We start from the raw sequence: 16,301 nt of genomic DNA on the forward strand, positions 1-16,301 counted from the left end.
GCGTGCGGGGCATGGCGTGGTGGGTTCGTCTATAATCGAGGACCCATCGGCCAGATCCAAAAAGCGCACGTCTGCATGCCTTTCGACCTCAAAAAGCACCTCCCGAAACCCGGACAACGTTTCGTCCTGCCCGCCCTGGCCGGTTCGTCCGATGCCTATGCGCTGGCCGTCGCCGGCCTCGCCTTCAAAGCTGAAAAACGGATCCTGACCGTCATCGTCGCGAATGCCAGCGATGGCCAGCGCCTGCTCGACGAAATCGCCTGGTTCGCCGACGGCCAACTGTCCTGCCACCTGCTGCCGGACTGGGAAACGTTGCCTTACGACGCCTTTTCGCCGCACCAGGACCTGGTGTCCGAACGCCTGGCGACGCTGCACGAAATCCGCAATGGCCAGTGCGACGTGCTGGTGGTCCCGGCCACCACCGCGCTGGTGCGCCTGGCGCCGCCATCGTTCTTGGCCGCCTACACCTTCTTCTTCCGCCAGGGCGAAAAGCTCGACGAGGCGAAGCTGAAGGCCCAGTTGACCCTGGCCGGCTATTCGCACGTGTCGCAGGTGATGTCGCCCGGCGAATACTCCGTGCGCGGCGGCCTGATCGACCTGTTCCCGATGGGGTCCGCCCTGCCCTACCGTTTGGACCTGTTCGGCGACGAGATCGAGACCATCCGCACCTTCGATGCCGACACCCAGCGCTCGCTGTATCCGGTGCGCGAAGTGCGCTTGCTGCCGGGCCGCGAATTCCCGATGGACGAAGCCGCGCGCACCGCCTTCCGCAGCCGCTGGCGCGAAAGATTCGAGGGCGATCCTTCACGCTCGCCCGTCTACAAGGACATCGGCAGCGGCATCGCCTCGGCCGGCATCGAATACTACCTGCCGCTGTTCTTCGACGAGACGGCGACCCTGTTCGACTACCTGCCGGAAGACGGCCCGCTGGCCCTGGTGGGCGACATCGACGCGGCGATCGCGCGCTTCTGGACGGACACCGAATCGCGCTACCGCTTCCTGAAAAGCGACCGCGAACGGCCGCTGCTCGAGCCGCGCGAACTGTTCCTGTCGAGCGAGCAGTTCTTCACCTGCGCCAAGCCGCACGGGCGCTGGAACATCGCGCGCCCGGCAGGTAATGAACCCAACGCGCCGGCGTCGGAGCTGTCCGCGCCGATCCCCGACGTCGCGGTCAACCGTAGACTGGAAGACCCGCTCGCGAATTTGCGTGCCTTTATCGCGCGTACCGGCTGCCGCGTGATGATCTGTGCCGAGTCGAACGGCCGCCGCGAGACGCTGCAGCAGTACTTCAACGAATACCACTTCGACGTGACGCCGGTCGAGGGCTTCGAAGGCATGCGTGCCAGCGACGCCAAACTGGCGCTGGGCGTGGCGCCGCTGCAGGCCGGCTTCGAACTGCTGGAAGAATCGAGCGGCTGCATCGCCTTCGTCACCGAAACCGAGCTGTATGCGGGTTCGGGCCGGCGCGTCGGCAAGAAGAAGCAGGAAGCGACCAGCCAGGTCGAATCGATGGTGCGCGACCTGTCGGAGCTGAAGATCGGCGACCCGGTGGTGCACATCAACCACGGCATCGGCCGCTACATGGGCCTGATCTCGATGGACCTGGGCGAAGGCGAGACCGAGTTCCTGCACCTCGAATACGCGAAAGACACCAAGCTGTACGTTCCCGTGTCTCAGCTGCATGTCATTTCGCGCTATTCCGGCACCTCGCCCGAGGACGCGCCGTTGCATTCGCTCGGTTCCGGCCAGTGGGACAAGGCCAAGCGAAAAGCGGCCGAGCAGGTGCGCGACACCGCGGCCGAGCTGCTCAACCTGTACGCACGCCGCGCGGCCCGTACCGGCCACTCCTTCGAATACTCGAGCATCGATTACGAAAACTTCGCCCAGAGCTTCGGCTTCGACGAAACGCCGGACCAAGCCGAGGCGATTTCCAACGTCATCAAGGACATGACCTCGGGCCGGCCGATGGACCGCCTGGTGTGCGGCGACGTCGGCTTCGGCAAGACCGAGGTCGCGCTGCGCGCGGCGTTCATTGCCGTCATGGGCGGCAAGCAGGTCGCCATCCTGGCCCCGACCACGCTGCTGGCCGAGCAGCACGCGCAAACCTTCGCCGACCGCTTCGCCGACTGGCCGGTCAAGATTGCCGAGCTGTCGCGCTTCCGGACCGGCAAGGAAATCAACAACGCGATCAAGGGCATGGCCGACGGCACGCTCGACATCGTGATCGGCACCCACAAGCTCTTGTCGCCGGACGTGAAGTTCACGCGCCTGGGCCTGGTCATCATCGACGAGGAACACCGCTTCGGCGTGCGCCAGAAGGAAGCGCTGAAAGCCCTGCGCGCGGAAGTCGACGTGCTGACGCTGACGGCGACGCCGATCCCGCGCACGCTGGGCATGGCGCTGGAAGGCTTGCGCGATTTTTCCATCATCGCCACCGCGCCGCAAAAGCGCCTGGCGATCAAGACCTTTGTCCGCAGCGAAGACGGTTCCATCATCAGGGAAGCCTGCCTGCGCGAACTGAAGCGCGGTGGCCAGATCTACTTCCTGCACAACGAAGTCGAGACCATCGAGAACCGCTATTCGATGCTGCGCGAACTGCTGCCGGAAGCGCGCATCGCGGTGGCGCACGGCCAGATGCACGAGCGCGACCTGGAAAAGGTGATGCGCGATTTCGTCGCGCAGCGCTTCAACATCCTGCTGTGCACGACCATCATCGAGACCGGCATCGACGTGCCGACCGCGAATACGATCATCATGCACCGCGCGGACAAATTCGGCCTGGCCCAGCTGCACCAGCTGCGCGGGCGCGTCGGCCGTTCGCACCACCAGGCCTATGCGTATCTGCTGGTGAACGACGTGCAGAACCTGACCAAGCAGGCGCAGCGCCGGCTCGATGCGATCCAGGCGATGGAAGAACTGGGCAGCGGCTTTTATCTCGCCATGCACGACCTCGAGATCCGCGGCGCCGGCGAAGTGCTGGGCGAGAACCAGTCCGGCGAGATGCTGGAGATCGGGTTCCAGCTGTATTCGGACATGCTCAACGAAGCCGTGCGCGCACTGAAAGCCGGCAAGGAGCCGGACCTGGCGGCGCCGCTGTCGACCACCACCGAGATCAACCTGCACGTGCCGGCCCTGCTGCCGGCCGACTTCTGCGGCGACGTGCACGAGCGCCTGTCGATCTACAAGCGCCTGGCCAACTGCGAAAGCCAGGGCAAGATCGACGACATGCAGGAAGAACTGATCGACCGCTTCGGCAAGCTGCCCGAGCAGGTAAAAGCGCTGATCGAGACGCACCGCCTGCGCATCGCGGCGAAGACCGTCGGCATCGTCAAGATCGATGCGCACAGCGAAGCGGCCAACCTGCAATTCATGGAGAAGCCGCCGATCGACCCGGTCAAGATCATCACGCTGATCCAGAAGAACCGCCACATCAAGCTGGCCGGCCAGGACAAGCTGCGCATCACGGCGGCGATGCCGGACCTGGCGGCGCGGGTGCTGCAGGTGAAGCAAACGATCAAACAATTACTGGCATGAGAAGGCAACAATCGTGACGAATCTGGTTTTGCAAGGCCCGCACGCGGCGGCGAATCAATTACGGGCAATCGCCGTCCTCGCCGCCCCGGTGCGCGTGACGGTACTCTCGGCAACGGCGCTGCGCTGCGAGGATGTCGCCGCCACCCCGGAAGTCGTCGCGGCCGTGCAGGCGGCGGCGCTGGCGGCGCAGGTCGACGCCACCGTCATCGAGGCCGGGCGCACCCTCGCCGATTTTTCCCTGGTGGCGATGGACATGGACTCGACCCTGATCACGATCGAATGCATCGACGAGATCGCGGACATGCAGGGCCTCAAAGCCCAGGTCTCGGAAATCACCGAAGCGGCGATGCGCGGCGAACTCGATTTCGCGGCCAGCCTGACGCGGCGCGTGGCCCTGCTCGCAGGCCTCGACGCGGCTGCGCTCGAGCGCGTGTACGAGGAGCGCCTGCGCCTGTCGCCGGGAGCCGAGACCATGCTCGCCGCGGTGCGGGCGGCGGGCCTCAAGACCCTGCTGGTGTCGGGCGGTTTTACCTTCTTCACCGACCGTCTCAAGGCGCGCCTGGGCCTGGACTACACGCATGCCAACGTGCTCGAGATCGAGGACGGCCGCCTGACCGGGCGCGTGGTGGGCGGCATCGTCGACGCCGAGGAAAAGATGCGCACCGTGCAGCGCGTGTGCGACGAGCTGGGCGTGCCGACGTCGCGCGCGATCGTGATGGGCGATGGGGCCAACGACCTCAAGATGATGGGCATCGGCGGGCTGTCGGTGGCGTTTCGGGCCAAGCCGGTGGTACGCGCGCAGGCGGACGTGGCGCTCAATTTCAGTGGGTTGGATGGGGTGCTGGCGGTGTTGGGCTGAGGTCGAGCGCCAACACGGCGCGGCGTTCCCGGCGGGCATGCCCGCCCTACGTTACGCCACGGTCTCATGAACTTGCAACGAACGGTAGTGCACCGTAGGGCGGGCATGCCCGCCGAAACGGCCGCAATACGCCCGCATCACGCCTGCTCCAATTCTTCCCCAAAGCATTGAATCAAACAAACAATTGCTAAACCCCAAGGCAATTCTCTTCTGTTTCTGCGCTCGCGCAAAAACCCTGTCGTGCATCCCTTGAACCGCAAACCTTCCCGGCGCTAGATTGGTCCCTGCGCCATCCCACATGTATGGCGCTGCCGGTTTCGCCAACTTGCCTGTCGGAGCATGATCATGAACAACGTTTCGCCCCCCGCGTCCATCGACACCGGCGCGAGCCGGCGCTCCTTTCTGGCAACCGGCCCCTTGCTGGCGGCCTCGCTTGCCGTGCCGGCCTTGCCGGCGCACGCGCAGAGCGGCAGCGGTGTGCGCTGGTGTGGCACCTGGGGCGCGGCGCCGACCGGGCCGCCGCCCTCCGGCAGCATCCAGACCTATTCGAACCAGACACTGCGCCTGATCGTGCGCGCCAGCATCGGCGGCAGCCGGGTGCGCATCCGCGTGTCAAATGAAATGGGGTCGGCGCCGCTGCGCATCGGCGCCGCCAGCATCGCCCTGCGCAGCAGCGGCGCGGCGGTGACCCAGGGGACCCTGCGCGAGCTGCGCTTCGGCGGCGCGACTTCGGTCACGATTCCGGCGCGGGCGCCCGCCATCTCCGACGCGCTCGACCTGGTGGTGCCGGCCCAGGCCGACCTCGCCATCAGCCTGTACCTGTCCGGCAGCGCGCAGGGCACCACGCTGCATAACGTCGCGCTCCAGAGCAGCTATGTCTCGACCGGCGGCGACTATACCTCCGCGGTATCGATGCCGGTGTCGCGCACGCTCTCGTCCTGGCCTTTTCTCAGCGCGGTCGACGTCAACGTGGCCGCCCCCTGCCTGGTGGCGCTGGGCGACTCGATCACCGACGGCCAGGGCAGCACCGGCAACGCCAACCGCCGCTGGCCCGATTATCTGGCGCGGCGCCTGCAGGCCTCGCTGGGTGCGGCGGGACGCATTGGCGTCGTCAACCGCGGGATCAGCGGCAATTCGCTGTTGACGGACTACCCGAACGCCCTGCTCGCCGGCTACGCCGCGCTCGAGCGCTTCGATCGCGACGTGCTCGCCACCAGCGGCGCGCGCTTCCTGGTCGCCTTTATCGGCATCAACGACATCTGCTACAGCCCGGGTTCGAACCCGATCCCGGCGGGCGACCTGATCGCCGGCTACCGCCAGCTGATCTCGCGCGCCGGCGCGCGCGACATCACCATCATCGGCGCCACCCTGCCGCCTTTCGAAGGCTTCGTCTACTACACGGCTGCGCGAGAACGGGTGCGCCGCGCGGTCAACGACTGGATGCGCGCCAGTGGCGAATTCGACGCCCTGCTCGACGTCGAGGCGGCCCTGCGCGATCCGGCGCGGCCGACGCGCGTCCTGCCCGCCTACGACAGCGGCGACCACCTGCATCCGAGCGACGCCGGCTACCAGGCGATTGCGAATGCGATGCCGCTAGCGCCCTTTATCGCGGGCGGTAACGTCACCGCCGAGCGGCTCAGTTAGTGTCAATGAGCGCCCATCGTATCGAAACGAGCGCAGGTGTAACAAACAGTAATTCCGCGCCAAAATAGACGCGGTAAAACTATCATGGCGTTATCAGGAGGACCGTCATGAAAAAACTCATTCTTGCTTTTGCTTCGCTGGCCGCCCTGGCCGGCTGCGCCACGCCGGGTCCGGGCCCGGCCAACTACGGCACCCGCGCCGCCGTCCAGCCAAACGATCCGAATGGCTGGCAAGTCGTCTCCGTCACGCCGGTGCCGCTCGGTACCGGTGAACGCGCGGGCGACGCCGGGGTCGTCACCAGCTCGACCGTCGTCACCAACCCGGCCCCGGTCGTCGCCGGCCGTCCGGTGTATGGCACGCCCGTGTATGGCGCCCCGGTGTACGGCGCTCCCGTCTATGGTGCGCCGGTGTACGAGCCCTACTATTATCCGCCGGTCTCGATCGGCCTCGGTTTCAGCTTCGGCCAGAGCTGGGGTCATCATCACCGCGGTGGTGGCAGGCACTATGGCGGCGGTTACCGCCGTCGTTGAAGCAACTGCAGCTGCGGCAGCCGCCGCGCTGCCGCAAACCTGCATCACGACAGAAAGGCCGCACAGATTGTGCGGCCTTTTTTTTGCGGCTTTATACGCTGTTTTTCTTACTGATTTCTTACGTAGTCTTATGTTTGTAGCATTGTGCAATGCGTCATAGCAATCGATTGCTGATGGCCAATTGCTAACCTACAATGAGTTGGTCGATGGCACCTGAATGGGCGATTTCCGGTCCCGGCACGATCAAAAAACATACTACGGAGACAGCAATGAATTTCAAGTTGAAGGCATTGGTTGCAGGAGTAGCACTGGGTTTTTCGATGTCCGGCATGGCGCAGGAGCCGATCAAGATCGGCGTGTCCGGCCCCTTCACCGGCGGCTCGGCGCCGATGGGCGTGTCGATGCGTGACGGCGTCAAGCTGGCCGTGAACGAGATCAATGCCGCCGGCGGCGTCCTCGGCCGCAAGATCCAGCTGATCGAACGCGACGACGAAGCGAAGAACGAACGCGGCGTGCAGATCGCCCAGGAGCTGATCAACAAGGAACGCGTCGTCGCCACCGTCGGCTACATCAACACCGGCGTCGCCCAGGCCTCGCAGCGCTTTTACCAGCAGGCGCAGATCCCGGTGATGAACAACGTCGCCACCGGCTCGATCATCACCCAGCAATTCGCCACCCAGCCGATGAACTTCGTGTTCCGCAATTCGGCCAGCGACCAGATCCAGTCGCAGATGATCGTCGACGAGGCCATCACCCGCCGCGGCTTCAAGAAGGTCGCGATCCTGGCCGACTCGACCAACTACGGCCAGCTGGGGCGCGCCGACCTGGAAAAGGCGCTCGAGAAGAAAGGCGTCAAGCCGGTCGCCGTCGAAAAATACAACCTGCAGGACGTCGACATGACCTCGCAGCTGTTGAAAGCCAAGCAGGCCGGCGCCGAAGCGGTGCTCACCTACGGCATCGGCCCCGAGTTGGCGCAGATCGCCAACGGCATGGAAAAGCTGGGCTGGAAAGTGCCGATGGTCGGCAGCTGGACGCTGTCGATGGCGAACTTCGTCGACAACGCCGGCAAGAACGGCGAAGGCACGCGCATGCCGCAAACCTTCATCCAGGAGCCGAACACGCCGAAGCGCAAGGCCTTCATCGACGCCTACGTCAAAGCCTACAACCCGCCGGGCGGGCGCATGCCGTCGGCCGTCTCCGCCGCCCAGGGCTATGACTCGATCTACCTGCTGGCCGCGGCCATGAAGCAGGCCAATTCCACAGAAGGACCGAAGATCGTCGCCGCACTGGAAAATTTGAATACCAAGGTTGAAGGCGTCGTCACCACCTACGACAAGCCGTACACCAAGACCGACCACGAAGCGATCAACTTCAACAACACCGTGTTCGGCGAAGTGCGCGGCGGCCGCGTGGTCCACGCCAAGTAAGGCAGCGCGACAGCACGCTGTTCGTGGCCAGTCGGGTTGATCCGGGCTGGCCATTTTCTTGTTGACCGGGGGCGCCCGCCGTCATCGCCGACGGCCGCCGCTTCCTCGAGGTGAAAAACATGGATATCCTTCTGCAGCTCGTCTTCAGCGGTATCGCGCTCGGCATGATCTATGCCGTCGTCGCGTTCGGCTATCAACTTACCTTCGCCACGTCCGGCACCCTCAATTTCGGCCAGGGCGAAGCGCTCATGCTGGGCGCCCTGGTCGGCCTGTCGTTCGTCGGCGGCGTCCACGGCGGCCCCTACATGAGCTACTGGATGATGATCCCGCTGGTGATCATGTTCGGCGCGCTGCAGGGCATGTTCGTCGAATGGATCGGCGTGCGCCCGGCCATCAAGATCAAGTCCGAATTCGGCTGGATCATGTCGACCATCGCGCTGGCCATCATCTTCAAGAACGTGGCCGAGAACATCTGGGGCAAGGACGTGCTGCCCTTCCCGTCGCCGCTGTCCTCGACGCCGTTCCAGTTCATGGGCGCCAACGTGCAGCCGATGCAGGTGGCGGTCATCGTCGGCGCGCTCGCCATCATGCTGGCGGTCGAAGTCTTCAACCGCAAGTCGATCTACGGCAAGGCGGTGGTGGCCACTTCGAACGACCGCGACGCCGCCGGCCTGATGGGCATTAACACGGGCCGCGTGATCACCTTCTCATATGCGCTTTCCTCGGCCACGGCCGCCTTTGCCGGCGCCCTGATCGCGCCGCTGACGCTCACCAGCGCCACCATGGGCGCTTCGCTCGGCCTGAAAGCCTTTGCGGTCGCCATCATCGGCGGACTGACCTCGGGCCTGGGCGCGATCGTCGGCGGCCTGATCCTGGGCATTGCCGAAGTCGCCACCGGCTACTACATCTCGACCGGCTACAAGGAAGTGCCGGGCCTGATCCTGCTGTTGCTGGTATTGGCGATCAAGCCGTCGGGCCTGTTCGGCAAGGCCGCGATCAAGAAGGTATGACCATGACCAGATCGAAACCGCTCCTGATCGCCAGCGTGCTGGGCCTGGTCGTGCTGGCCGCGTTCCCGCACGTGTTCACCAACCCGTACTACATCCACCTGGCCGAAACCATCCTGATCTACGCGATCCTGCTGTTCGGCCTCGACATCGTGGTCGGCTACACCGGCCAGGTCTCGCTCGGCCACGCCGGCCTGTTCGGCGTCGGCTCCTACGTCACCGGCGTGCTGGTGATGAAGCTGGGCGCGCCCTGGTTCCTCGCCATCCCGGCCAGCATCGGCATCACCGCCCTGTTCGGCGCGGTGCTGGCGCTGCCGGCGCTGCGCGTGACCGGCCCCTACCTGGCCATGGTCACGCTGGCCTTCGGCACCATCGTGCAAATCCTGATCAACGAGATGACCTTCCTCACCGAAGGCCCGATGGGCATCACGGTGCCCAAGCCCCACCTGCTGGGCAAGGAGCTGAGCGAGACCGAGTACTACTACATGGTCGCCGTGTTCATGGTGCTGTCGCTGGTGCTCGTGCACCGCCTGCTGAAATCGAACATCGGACGCGCCTTCGAAGCGCTGCGCGACAGCCCGATCGCGTCGGACTGCATGGGCGTGTCGGTGTACCGCTACAAGGTGTACGCGTTCGTCATCAGCGCCGGTTTCGCCGGCCTGGCGGGCAGCCTGTATGCGTATTCGGAGCAGTACATCTCGCCGAATACCTACAACTTCGAACTGACGATCCTGTTCCTGCTGGCCGTGATCATGGGCGGGCGCAAGACCCGTACCGGCGTCATCCTCGGTGCGATCATCGTCGTCATGCTCCCCAGCCTGTTGTCCGACATCGCGCTGTTCCGCCGGATCGCGGTGGCCGCGGCCGTGCTGGGCGTGATCGGCGCGGCGCTGGCGCTGGCAAAAGCCCGCTCGACGCCGCGCAAGGTGCTGGTGCCGGTGGTCGCCACCATCGGCCTGGCGTTCTGGTCGTACCGGATCGAGAACATGGTCGACTGGCGCCTGACCATCTTCGGCCTGATGACGCTGTTCGTCGTCTACTACCTGCAGGATGGGATCGTCGGCTTCTTCCGCCAGCTGCTGGGCCGGCGCAAGGAACACGTGCGCGCGGTCGGACGCGACGCCGCCACCGATGCCTTCGAAGGCGTCGCCAAGGGCACGGCGGGCGGCGACCTGCTGCGCGCCGAGCAGATCCTGATGCAGTTCGGCGGCCTGAAAGCCCTGAACCAGGTCGACCTGCACGTGGCGCGCGGTTCGGTGCACGGCCTGATCGGACCGAACGGCTCGGGCAAGAGCACGATGATGAACGTCCTGACCGGCATCTACAAGCCGACCGCGGGCGGCGTCGTCTTCGCCGGCCAGCCGATCGGCGGGCGCACGCCGTCGCAGATCGCGCTGGGCGGCATCGCGCGCACCTTCCAGAACGTGCAGCTGTTCGGCGAGATGACCGCCACCGAAAACGTGCTGGTCGGCCTGCACCACACCTTCCGCTCGACCGTGTTCGACGCCATGGTGGCGACCCCGCGCCAGCGCCGCGAGGAAGCGGCGGCGCGAAGGCGCGCAGCCGCCATCCTGGAATTCGTGGGCCTGTCCGACCTGGCCGACGAGGAAGCGCGCAACCTCCCCTATGGCAAGCAGCGACTGCTGGAGATCGGCCGCGCGCTCGGCCTGAACCCGCAACTGCTGCTGCTCGACGAACCGGCCGCCGGCCTGACCGCGCCCGACATCCGCGAGCTGATGGCGATCATCCGCAAGATCCGCGACCACGGCATCACGATCATCCTGATCGAGCACCACATGGACGTCGTGATGTCGATCTCGGACACGGTCACCGTGCTCGACTTCGGCCAGAAGATCGCCGAGGGGCTGCCTGCCGCCGTGCAGGCCGACCCGAAGGTGATCGAAGCCTACCTGGGCGGCGCCAGCGAAGCGCCTGCAACCGCTACCCATTAAGGAGACAGCATGTTAAAGATCCAGAACCTGGAAGCGGCCTACGGCAAGGTGCAGGTCCTGCACGGCATCTCGCTGGAAGTCCCGCAAGGCAAGCTGGTCACCCTGATCGGCTCGAACGGCGCCGGCAAGACCACCACCATGCGCGCCATCTCGGGCATGATCAAGCCGAAAGCCGGCAGCATCACGCTCGCCGACAAGGACATCACCGGCCTCGACTCGCACCGCATCGCGCGCGCGGGTCTGGCCCACTCGCCGGAAGGCCGGCGCGTGTTCGCCACCATGAGCGTGACCGACAATTTGCTGCTGGGCGCCTTTCCGCGCTTCACCCGCGCGCGCCCGAAAGGCGACGTCCAGCGCGACCTCGACAAGGCGATGGACCTGTTCCCGCGCCTGAAGGAACGGCGCAACCAGCTGGCGGGGACGCTGTCCGGCGGCGAGCAGCAGATGCTGGCGATGGCGCGCGCGGTGATGCTCAATCCGGACGTGGTGCTGCTCGACGAACCGTCGATGGGCCTGGCGCCGATCCTGGTCGAAGAGGTGTTCCGCATCATCACGCGTTTGAAATCCGAAGGCGTGACCATGCTGCTGGTCGAGCAGTTCGCGGCCGCCGCCCTGAACGTGGCCGACTACGGCTACGTGCTGGAAAATGGCCGGATTTCGGTGCATGGCGCGGCCGAGAGCCTCAAGAACGATCCGAAGGTGGTGGCGGCTTACCTGGGCGGCGGGCACGCACATTGATATGGCCGACTCCGGCGCCCTGCAAGGCCGCGACTACGCCGCCGCCCTGTGCGTCGTCGTGGTTTGGGGCACCAACTTCGTCGCCATGAAGCTGGGCCTGCGCGAGGTGACGCCTTTCCAGCTCGGCGCCGGGCGCTACCTGTTCGCGCTGGTGCCCCTGCTGCTATTCGTGCGCCCGCCGAAGTTAAGCATTCGCTGGGTCATCCTGTACGGCCTGTTCCAGGGCGTCGGCCAGTTCGGTTTATTGTTCCTGGCGCTGCGCGAAGGGATGTCGGCCTCGCTGGCCCCGGTGATGCTGCAGATGCAGGTGTTTTTCACGGCGCTGTTCGCGTGGGCGATCTTGAAGGAGCCGGTTGGCGCCAGGCTGCAGGCGGCCATGGGCATCGCCGCCCTCGGCCTGGCCTGCCTGTGCGTCGACGCGCTCGGCCGCGGCTCGGCGGTGACACTCACGGGTTTCCTGCTGAGCGTGGCGTCCGCCGCGATGTGGGCCGCTTCGAACATCGTCGTGCGCATCGCCCAGCGCGACACCCCGCAGTTCGACGTCTTGCCGTTCATGGTGTGGAGCAGCATGGTGCCGATCCTGCCCTTCCTGCTGCTCTCGCTCGCCTTCGATCCGCCGGCCACGGGCTGGGACTGGCGCGCCGTTTCCGCTACCGCCTGGGCCTCGATGGCCTACCTCGGCTGGTTCGCGACCATCCTCGGGTATGCGATGTGGACGGGCCTGTTGAAACGCCATCCGGCGAACCGGGTCGCGCCGTTCAGTCTCGCGGTGCCGCCGGTGGGCATCGCCGCCGGCATGCTGGGGCTGGGCGAGGTCGTCACAGGTTGGCAGTGGGCGGGCATCGTGCTGGTGGTGGCGTCGCTGGCGCTGGTCATCCTGAAACCGCGAGTCCCCGCCGCTGCGCGGCTATAATGCGTCTTTCACCGCAGCCCATCTTATGGACACTTCCAAATTCTCGCGTTACCCCGGCTCCCGCATCTTCTGGTTCCTGTTCGGGACCATCCTCGGCAGCGCGGGTGTCTGGAGCGGGCTGAAACAGGGCCTGGTTGGCGAGACCCTGATCGGCCTCGGCCTGATCACGCTCGGCATCCAGGGCCTGCTGCGTCCGGTCGTCCTGACGCGCGTGGCCAAGATCAGCAAGGCCGAGATGACGCGCGAGGTGTCGGTCGGCTCGGATGCCTTGCACGGCGCGCTGTCGCTGGCAATGGCGGGACTGTTGATCGCCGGTTTCGTGCTGAAGTATTTGATGAAGATTTGATGATGCCCAGGTGCGTTCTGCTGGTGCAGCCGCGCTCTCCACACAATATTTTTCCATAGCATCCCTAATTTCTCTTCGTCAATATTAATCACTCTTTCGTCGCGTTTTCCCCACAATTTCCATAGCGAAACAACAAGAATTGCCGATTTTAACGATTGGTGATGGATTAACTGTTTCCCCTGCCTTACCCTGTAGGACCTCTCCTACGCCGCACCATCCATGCAACGTTCTTACCCGTCTGCCGTCCGTATCCAGCAACGTATGCGCTTCCGCCGACGTTTGGTCGCCGGTGCATTCGCCGCCATCGCGGCATGTGCGGCGGCGTATGCCGTCTCCCTGGCAATGGTCCCGGAAAGCACACCTGTCGCCGCCGCGCCGGCCGCGCAGGAAAAGCTTGTGGCAACGGGTTCGGACGTGGTGCCGGCGCGTCGCGTGTACCGCTATTCGGTGGTGCCCGGCGGTGCGGCGAACGGGGCCGAACTGGCGCAGGCCATCCGTAACGACCGAGTCGTCGCCGCCCACTATGCCGGGTTCGACGTGCAGCGTGCGCGCGCGGTCACGGTGGCGGCGCCGCGCGCGGTCCACGTTTCCTACCGCAAGGGCGACACCGTGTACTGGACGGCCAAAAAGACGATGCTGAAAGCCGGCGAAACCCTGCTCACGGATGGCCACAACGACATGCGCGCCCGCTGCGCGAACCGCATTTCGGACGTGCCGCGCTTTCCGGTCGAAGCGCATGGCCCCAGTCCGGAGTCGCTCGACAAGGTGGTCGACGGCCATGGCATCGAAACGGAAGGCGAGATCAGCTATGTCGATGCGCCGGTACCGGTGAGGGACCAGCCGGACCTGCCGGGCCAGGCGTTCCGGCCGGTCTGGCCCGACAGCGACGATCCGGTTCCCGCCGACCCGCGCCGCGCCAACCCGCCGCTCGCCCTGGAGCGTCCGCCGGGCCTGCCCTGGCCCGCGTTCGGCTGGCCGGGCGTGCCGCCGCAAAGCGACGAGACGCCGCAGCCGCCGCTGCTTACCTTCGCCGCGCCGCCACCGCTGTCGGGCTGGGTGAACGTCCCGCCCGATCCGGCCCCGCTCGTTCCGCAACCCGATCCGGGCCAGCCGGCGCCGCCGCCGAATCCGCCACTGGACTTGCCGCCGCCTCCGGCCGACGTGCCCGAGCCGGGCACGCTGTGGCTGGCGGCGATCGCGCTGGCGGCGATGCTGGGGTTGCGTAGAGGACGCCTAGTACGCTGACTGTGCGATTACCTGTGGCGTACTGTAGGGTGGGCACTTTGTGCCCACGCGGTGCAGCGTATGCTGGTCGAAAATGCGTTTCGATCGATAATCCGGTAGACCGCGTGGGCACGAGTGCCCACCCTACGATGTTCGGGCAAACCTAGACACCGAACAGGTTGCCGGCGTCGAGGATCGCATATGCAATCTCCGGCTTGGCCTCCAGGCGCTTGCGCACCGCCGCGGGCACCGACTGGCGCACCTTCTTGCACAGGCCCGGCTTTTCCTCGAGCACGATGATGATGCCGCGCAGCGTGCGCACTTCCTTCGGTCCTGGTTCGATGCGCAGCTCGGCGCCGATGTTCTTGCGGATCAGTTCCTGCACGTGGCGCAGGTCGGCGTAGCTGTCGATTCGTTCGATGCGTTCGATCAGCCGCTGCTCCTGCTTGCGGTCGATCGCCAGCGGCCGCACGTCGCCGTCCGGATCGAGGATCAGGCGCTCGCGCCCGCAAACGCAGGCGCCGGGCGGACACTCGGCACGGACCGGAAACGACAGCAGGGGCAAGGAAGCGGTCACGCGTTGTCGCTCGCAAGGGAAGATAGCGACGATTCTAGCCCAATCGCGCCGCCCAGCATCGCCAGCATCCGCGTGTGGTGCGAGCCTTTCCAGAACACGCGGGCGCAGGCGTCGCAGGTAGTGAATGCGTCGTGGGTCAGGCGCACGGATTCCGGCAGGCGCGCGAGCACCTCGGCCTTGGCGACGGGCCGCAGCGGCAGGTTGCAGTGCAGGCAGCGCGTGAACGGGCGCGCCAGCGGCGCCAGCACGAGCCGCCCGGACAGTTCGCGCAACTGCGCCTGCGGTGCGATCGCGTGCAGGTAGCAGCCATGTTCGAGCTCGCGCCGCTTGAGCAGTTCGCGGTCGCGCGTGAGGACGGTGCGCCCTTCGCGGCCGGCGATGGCGACGATCTCTTCGTCCTGATAGGCGTTGTCGTAGAGCGTGTCGAAGCCGGCCATGCGCAGCAGGCGCGCCAGGGCGCCGAGATGGGCGTCGGCCACGAAACGGTGCGGCGCGCCGTGATCCGCGCGCTGCGGATAGGCCGCCACCGTGTCGCCCTCTTCCAGTAGCCGGTCAAAACTCCCTGGTTCGCCATTCACCAGCAGGTGACCGACTTCGGTATGCGGCACGCCCAGCGCCTCGATCATGTGCTTGGCCGTGGCGGCGCGCGCGCAATCTGTCGCAAAGGCCCGCTCGCGCCGTTCGCGCGACAGGAAGTCGTTCAGCTCTTCGTGAAAACGGAAGGTGGCCGTGACCATGGCGGACCACTCACGCGGTCACGCCGCCGCAGGCAAGCAACACGTCGAGCGCATTCGGCACCGCTTCGCCAGCCGCCGTGTTATCGAAGATGCACCAGACCTGGCGCCCGGCCGCGCTGTGCACGCCCAGGTCGCGCACCAGCGCGTCCAGGTATTCCTGCGTATAGGACGAGTAATAGATGCGCGGTGCGCCGTGCAGGCGCAGGTAGATGTCGCTTGTGGTCGGCACGTGCGGCCCCGGCTGGCCGGCGGCCGGGTCGGCGATCACGCGCGTCACCTTGCGTTCGCGCAGCACCTCGGTGGCGATGTCGCTGAACCAGCTCGGATGGCGCCCTTCGCAGGCGATCATGCAGCCGAAGGTGTCCTCCAGCTTCATGAAGAATTCGCGCGCGGTCTCGTCATGAAAGCCGAGCTTGGGCGGGTACTGCACCAGCAGGCAGCCCAGCTTCTCCTTCAGTTCGCCGACCTCGCCGGCGAAGCGCGCCAACAACTCGTCGATGTCGCGCATCGCCGCATCGTGCGTGATCGCGCGCGGCACCTTCACCGAAAAGCGAAAGCCTTCTGGCACGCTCTCGGCCCAGCGCGCGTAGGTCTGGGGCCGGTGCGGCTTGTAGAAAGACGAATTGATTTCCACCACCGGAAACACGGCCGCGTAGCGCTCGAGGTGGCTGCCCGCTTCAGGGAAGGCTGCGGCCGCTTCTTTGGGAATGTTCCAGCCGGCGCAACCGATCAGCGGGGCGGCGGCGTTGCTCTGTTTTTTCATTGACTGTATTGCAAGTAAAGTTCTCCGATTGTACGCCTGCGCCGGGCGGC

General features: G+C 65.8%; 14 protein-coding genes. 11 read left to right on the forward strand and 3 right to left on the reverse strand.

The window, feature by feature from the left end; all coding sequences use genetic code 11:
* Nucleotides 1–75 precede the first annotated feature (75 nt).
* From mfd to IFT60_RS05760, 11 genes are all read left to right on the forward strand, one after another.
* Nucleotides 76–3,534: a transcription-repair coupling factor gene (gene mfd / locus IFT60_RS05710; RefSeq protein WP_192050390.1), complete on the forward strand. Its 3,459-nt coding sequence runs from the start codon at nucleotides 76–78 to the stop codon at nucleotides 3,532–3,534.
* 10 nt (nucleotides 3,535–3,544) lie between these two features.
* Nucleotides 3,545–4,393, forward strand: a complete 849-nt coding sequence (gene serB, locus IFT60_RS05715; RefSeq protein WP_192050537.1) for a phosphoserine phosphatase SerB — start codon at nucleotides 3,545–3,547, stop codon at nucleotides 4,391–4,393.
* Nucleotides 4,394–4,738: 345 nt separating this feature from the next.
* Entirely contained in the window at nucleotides 4,739–6,037 is a 1,299-nt protein-coding gene (locus IFT60_RS05720; protein WP_229510706.1) for an SGNH/GDSL hydrolase family protein, read from the forward strand.
* A 107-nt stretch (nucleotides 6,038–6,144) separates the two neighbouring features.
* Nucleotides 6,145–6,567 carry a hypothetical protein gene (locus tag IFT60_RS05725; RefSeq protein ID WP_192050394.1) on the forward strand — a complete coding sequence of 141 codons (423 nt, stop codon included), beginning with the start codon at nucleotides 6,145–6,147 and terminating at the stop codon, nucleotides 6,565–6,567.
* Between the two features lie 269 nt (nucleotides 6,568–6,836).
* On the forward strand, nucleotides 6,837–7,994 hold the full coding sequence (locus tag IFT60_RS05730) for an ABC transporter substrate-binding protein (protein WP_192050396.1): 1,158 nt from the start codon (nucleotides 6,837–6,839) through the stop codon (nucleotides 7,992–7,994).
* Between the two features lie 119 nt (nucleotides 7,995–8,113).
* A complete protein-coding gene (locus IFT60_RS05735; RefSeq protein WP_192050398.1) occupies nucleotides 8,114–9,004 on the forward strand; it encodes a branched-chain amino acid ABC transporter permease in 891 nt (296 codons plus the stop codon).
* 2 nt (nucleotides 9,005–9,006) lie between these two features.
* Nucleotides 9,007–10,953: a branched-chain amino acid ABC transporter ATP-binding protein/permease gene (locus IFT60_RS05740; protein ID WP_192050400.1), complete on the forward strand. Its 1,947-nt coding sequence runs from the start codon at nucleotides 9,007–9,009 to the stop codon at nucleotides 10,951–10,953.
* Between the two features lie 9 nt (nucleotides 10,954–10,962).
* On the forward strand, nucleotides 10,963–11,691 hold the full coding sequence (locus IFT60_RS05745; RefSeq protein WP_192050402.1) for an ABC transporter ATP-binding protein: 729 nt from the start codon (nucleotides 10,963–10,965) through the stop codon (nucleotides 11,689–11,691).
* A 1-nt stretch (nucleotide 11,692) separates the two neighbouring features.
* A complete protein-coding gene (locus IFT60_RS05750) occupies nucleotides 11,693–12,604 on the forward strand; it encodes an EamA family transporter (RefSeq protein ID WP_192050404.1) in 912 nt (303 codons plus the stop codon).
* 25 nt (nucleotides 12,605–12,629) lie between these two features.
* Entirely contained in the window at nucleotides 12,630–12,950 is a 321-nt protein-coding gene (locus IFT60_RS05755) for a hypothetical protein (protein WP_192050406.1), read from the forward strand.
* A gap of 261 nt (nucleotides 12,951–13,211) precedes the next feature.
* Nucleotides 13,212–14,195 (forward strand): PEP-CTERM sorting domain-containing protein, encoded by a 984-nt coding sequence (locus tag IFT60_RS05760; RefSeq protein WP_192050408.1) that lies wholly within the window; start codon nucleotides 13,212–13,214, stop codon nucleotides 14,193–14,195.
* 142 nt (nucleotides 14,196–14,337) lie between these two features.
* Here the strand turns inward: IFT60_RS05760 and IFT60_RS05765 are convergent, their stop codons facing one another.
* Genes IFT60_RS05765 through IFT60_RS05775 form a run of 3 tightly spaced genes read right to left on the reverse strand, consistent with a single transcriptional unit; the run spans nucleotide 14,338 to nucleotide 16,251 of the window.
* Nucleotides 14,338–14,751, reverse strand: coding sequence for a hypothetical protein (locus tag IFT60_RS05765; protein WP_374000556.1), 414 nt, complete (start codon nucleotides 14,749–14,751; stop codon nucleotides 14,338–14,340).
* Nucleotides 14,748–15,488, reverse strand: a complete 741-nt coding sequence (locus IFT60_RS05770) for a Mut7-C RNAse domain-containing protein (RefSeq protein WP_192050411.1) — start codon at nucleotides 15,486–15,488, stop codon at nucleotides 14,748–14,750. The genes IFT60_RS05765 and IFT60_RS05770 overlap by 4 nt, the downstream gene beginning before the upstream one ends.
* Nucleotides 15,489–15,498: 10 nt before the next feature.
* Entirely contained in the window at nucleotides 15,499–16,251 is a 753-nt protein-coding gene (locus IFT60_RS05775; protein WP_192050413.1) for a DUF72 domain-containing protein, read from the reverse strand.
* Between the last annotated feature and the right edge of the window lie 50 nt (nucleotides 16,252–16,301).

Source organism: Massilia sp. CFBP 13721 (genome assembly GCF_014842025.1).
Taxonomy (GTDB): domain Bacteria; phylum Pseudomonadota; class Gammaproteobacteria; order Burkholderiales; family Burkholderiaceae_D; genus Telluria.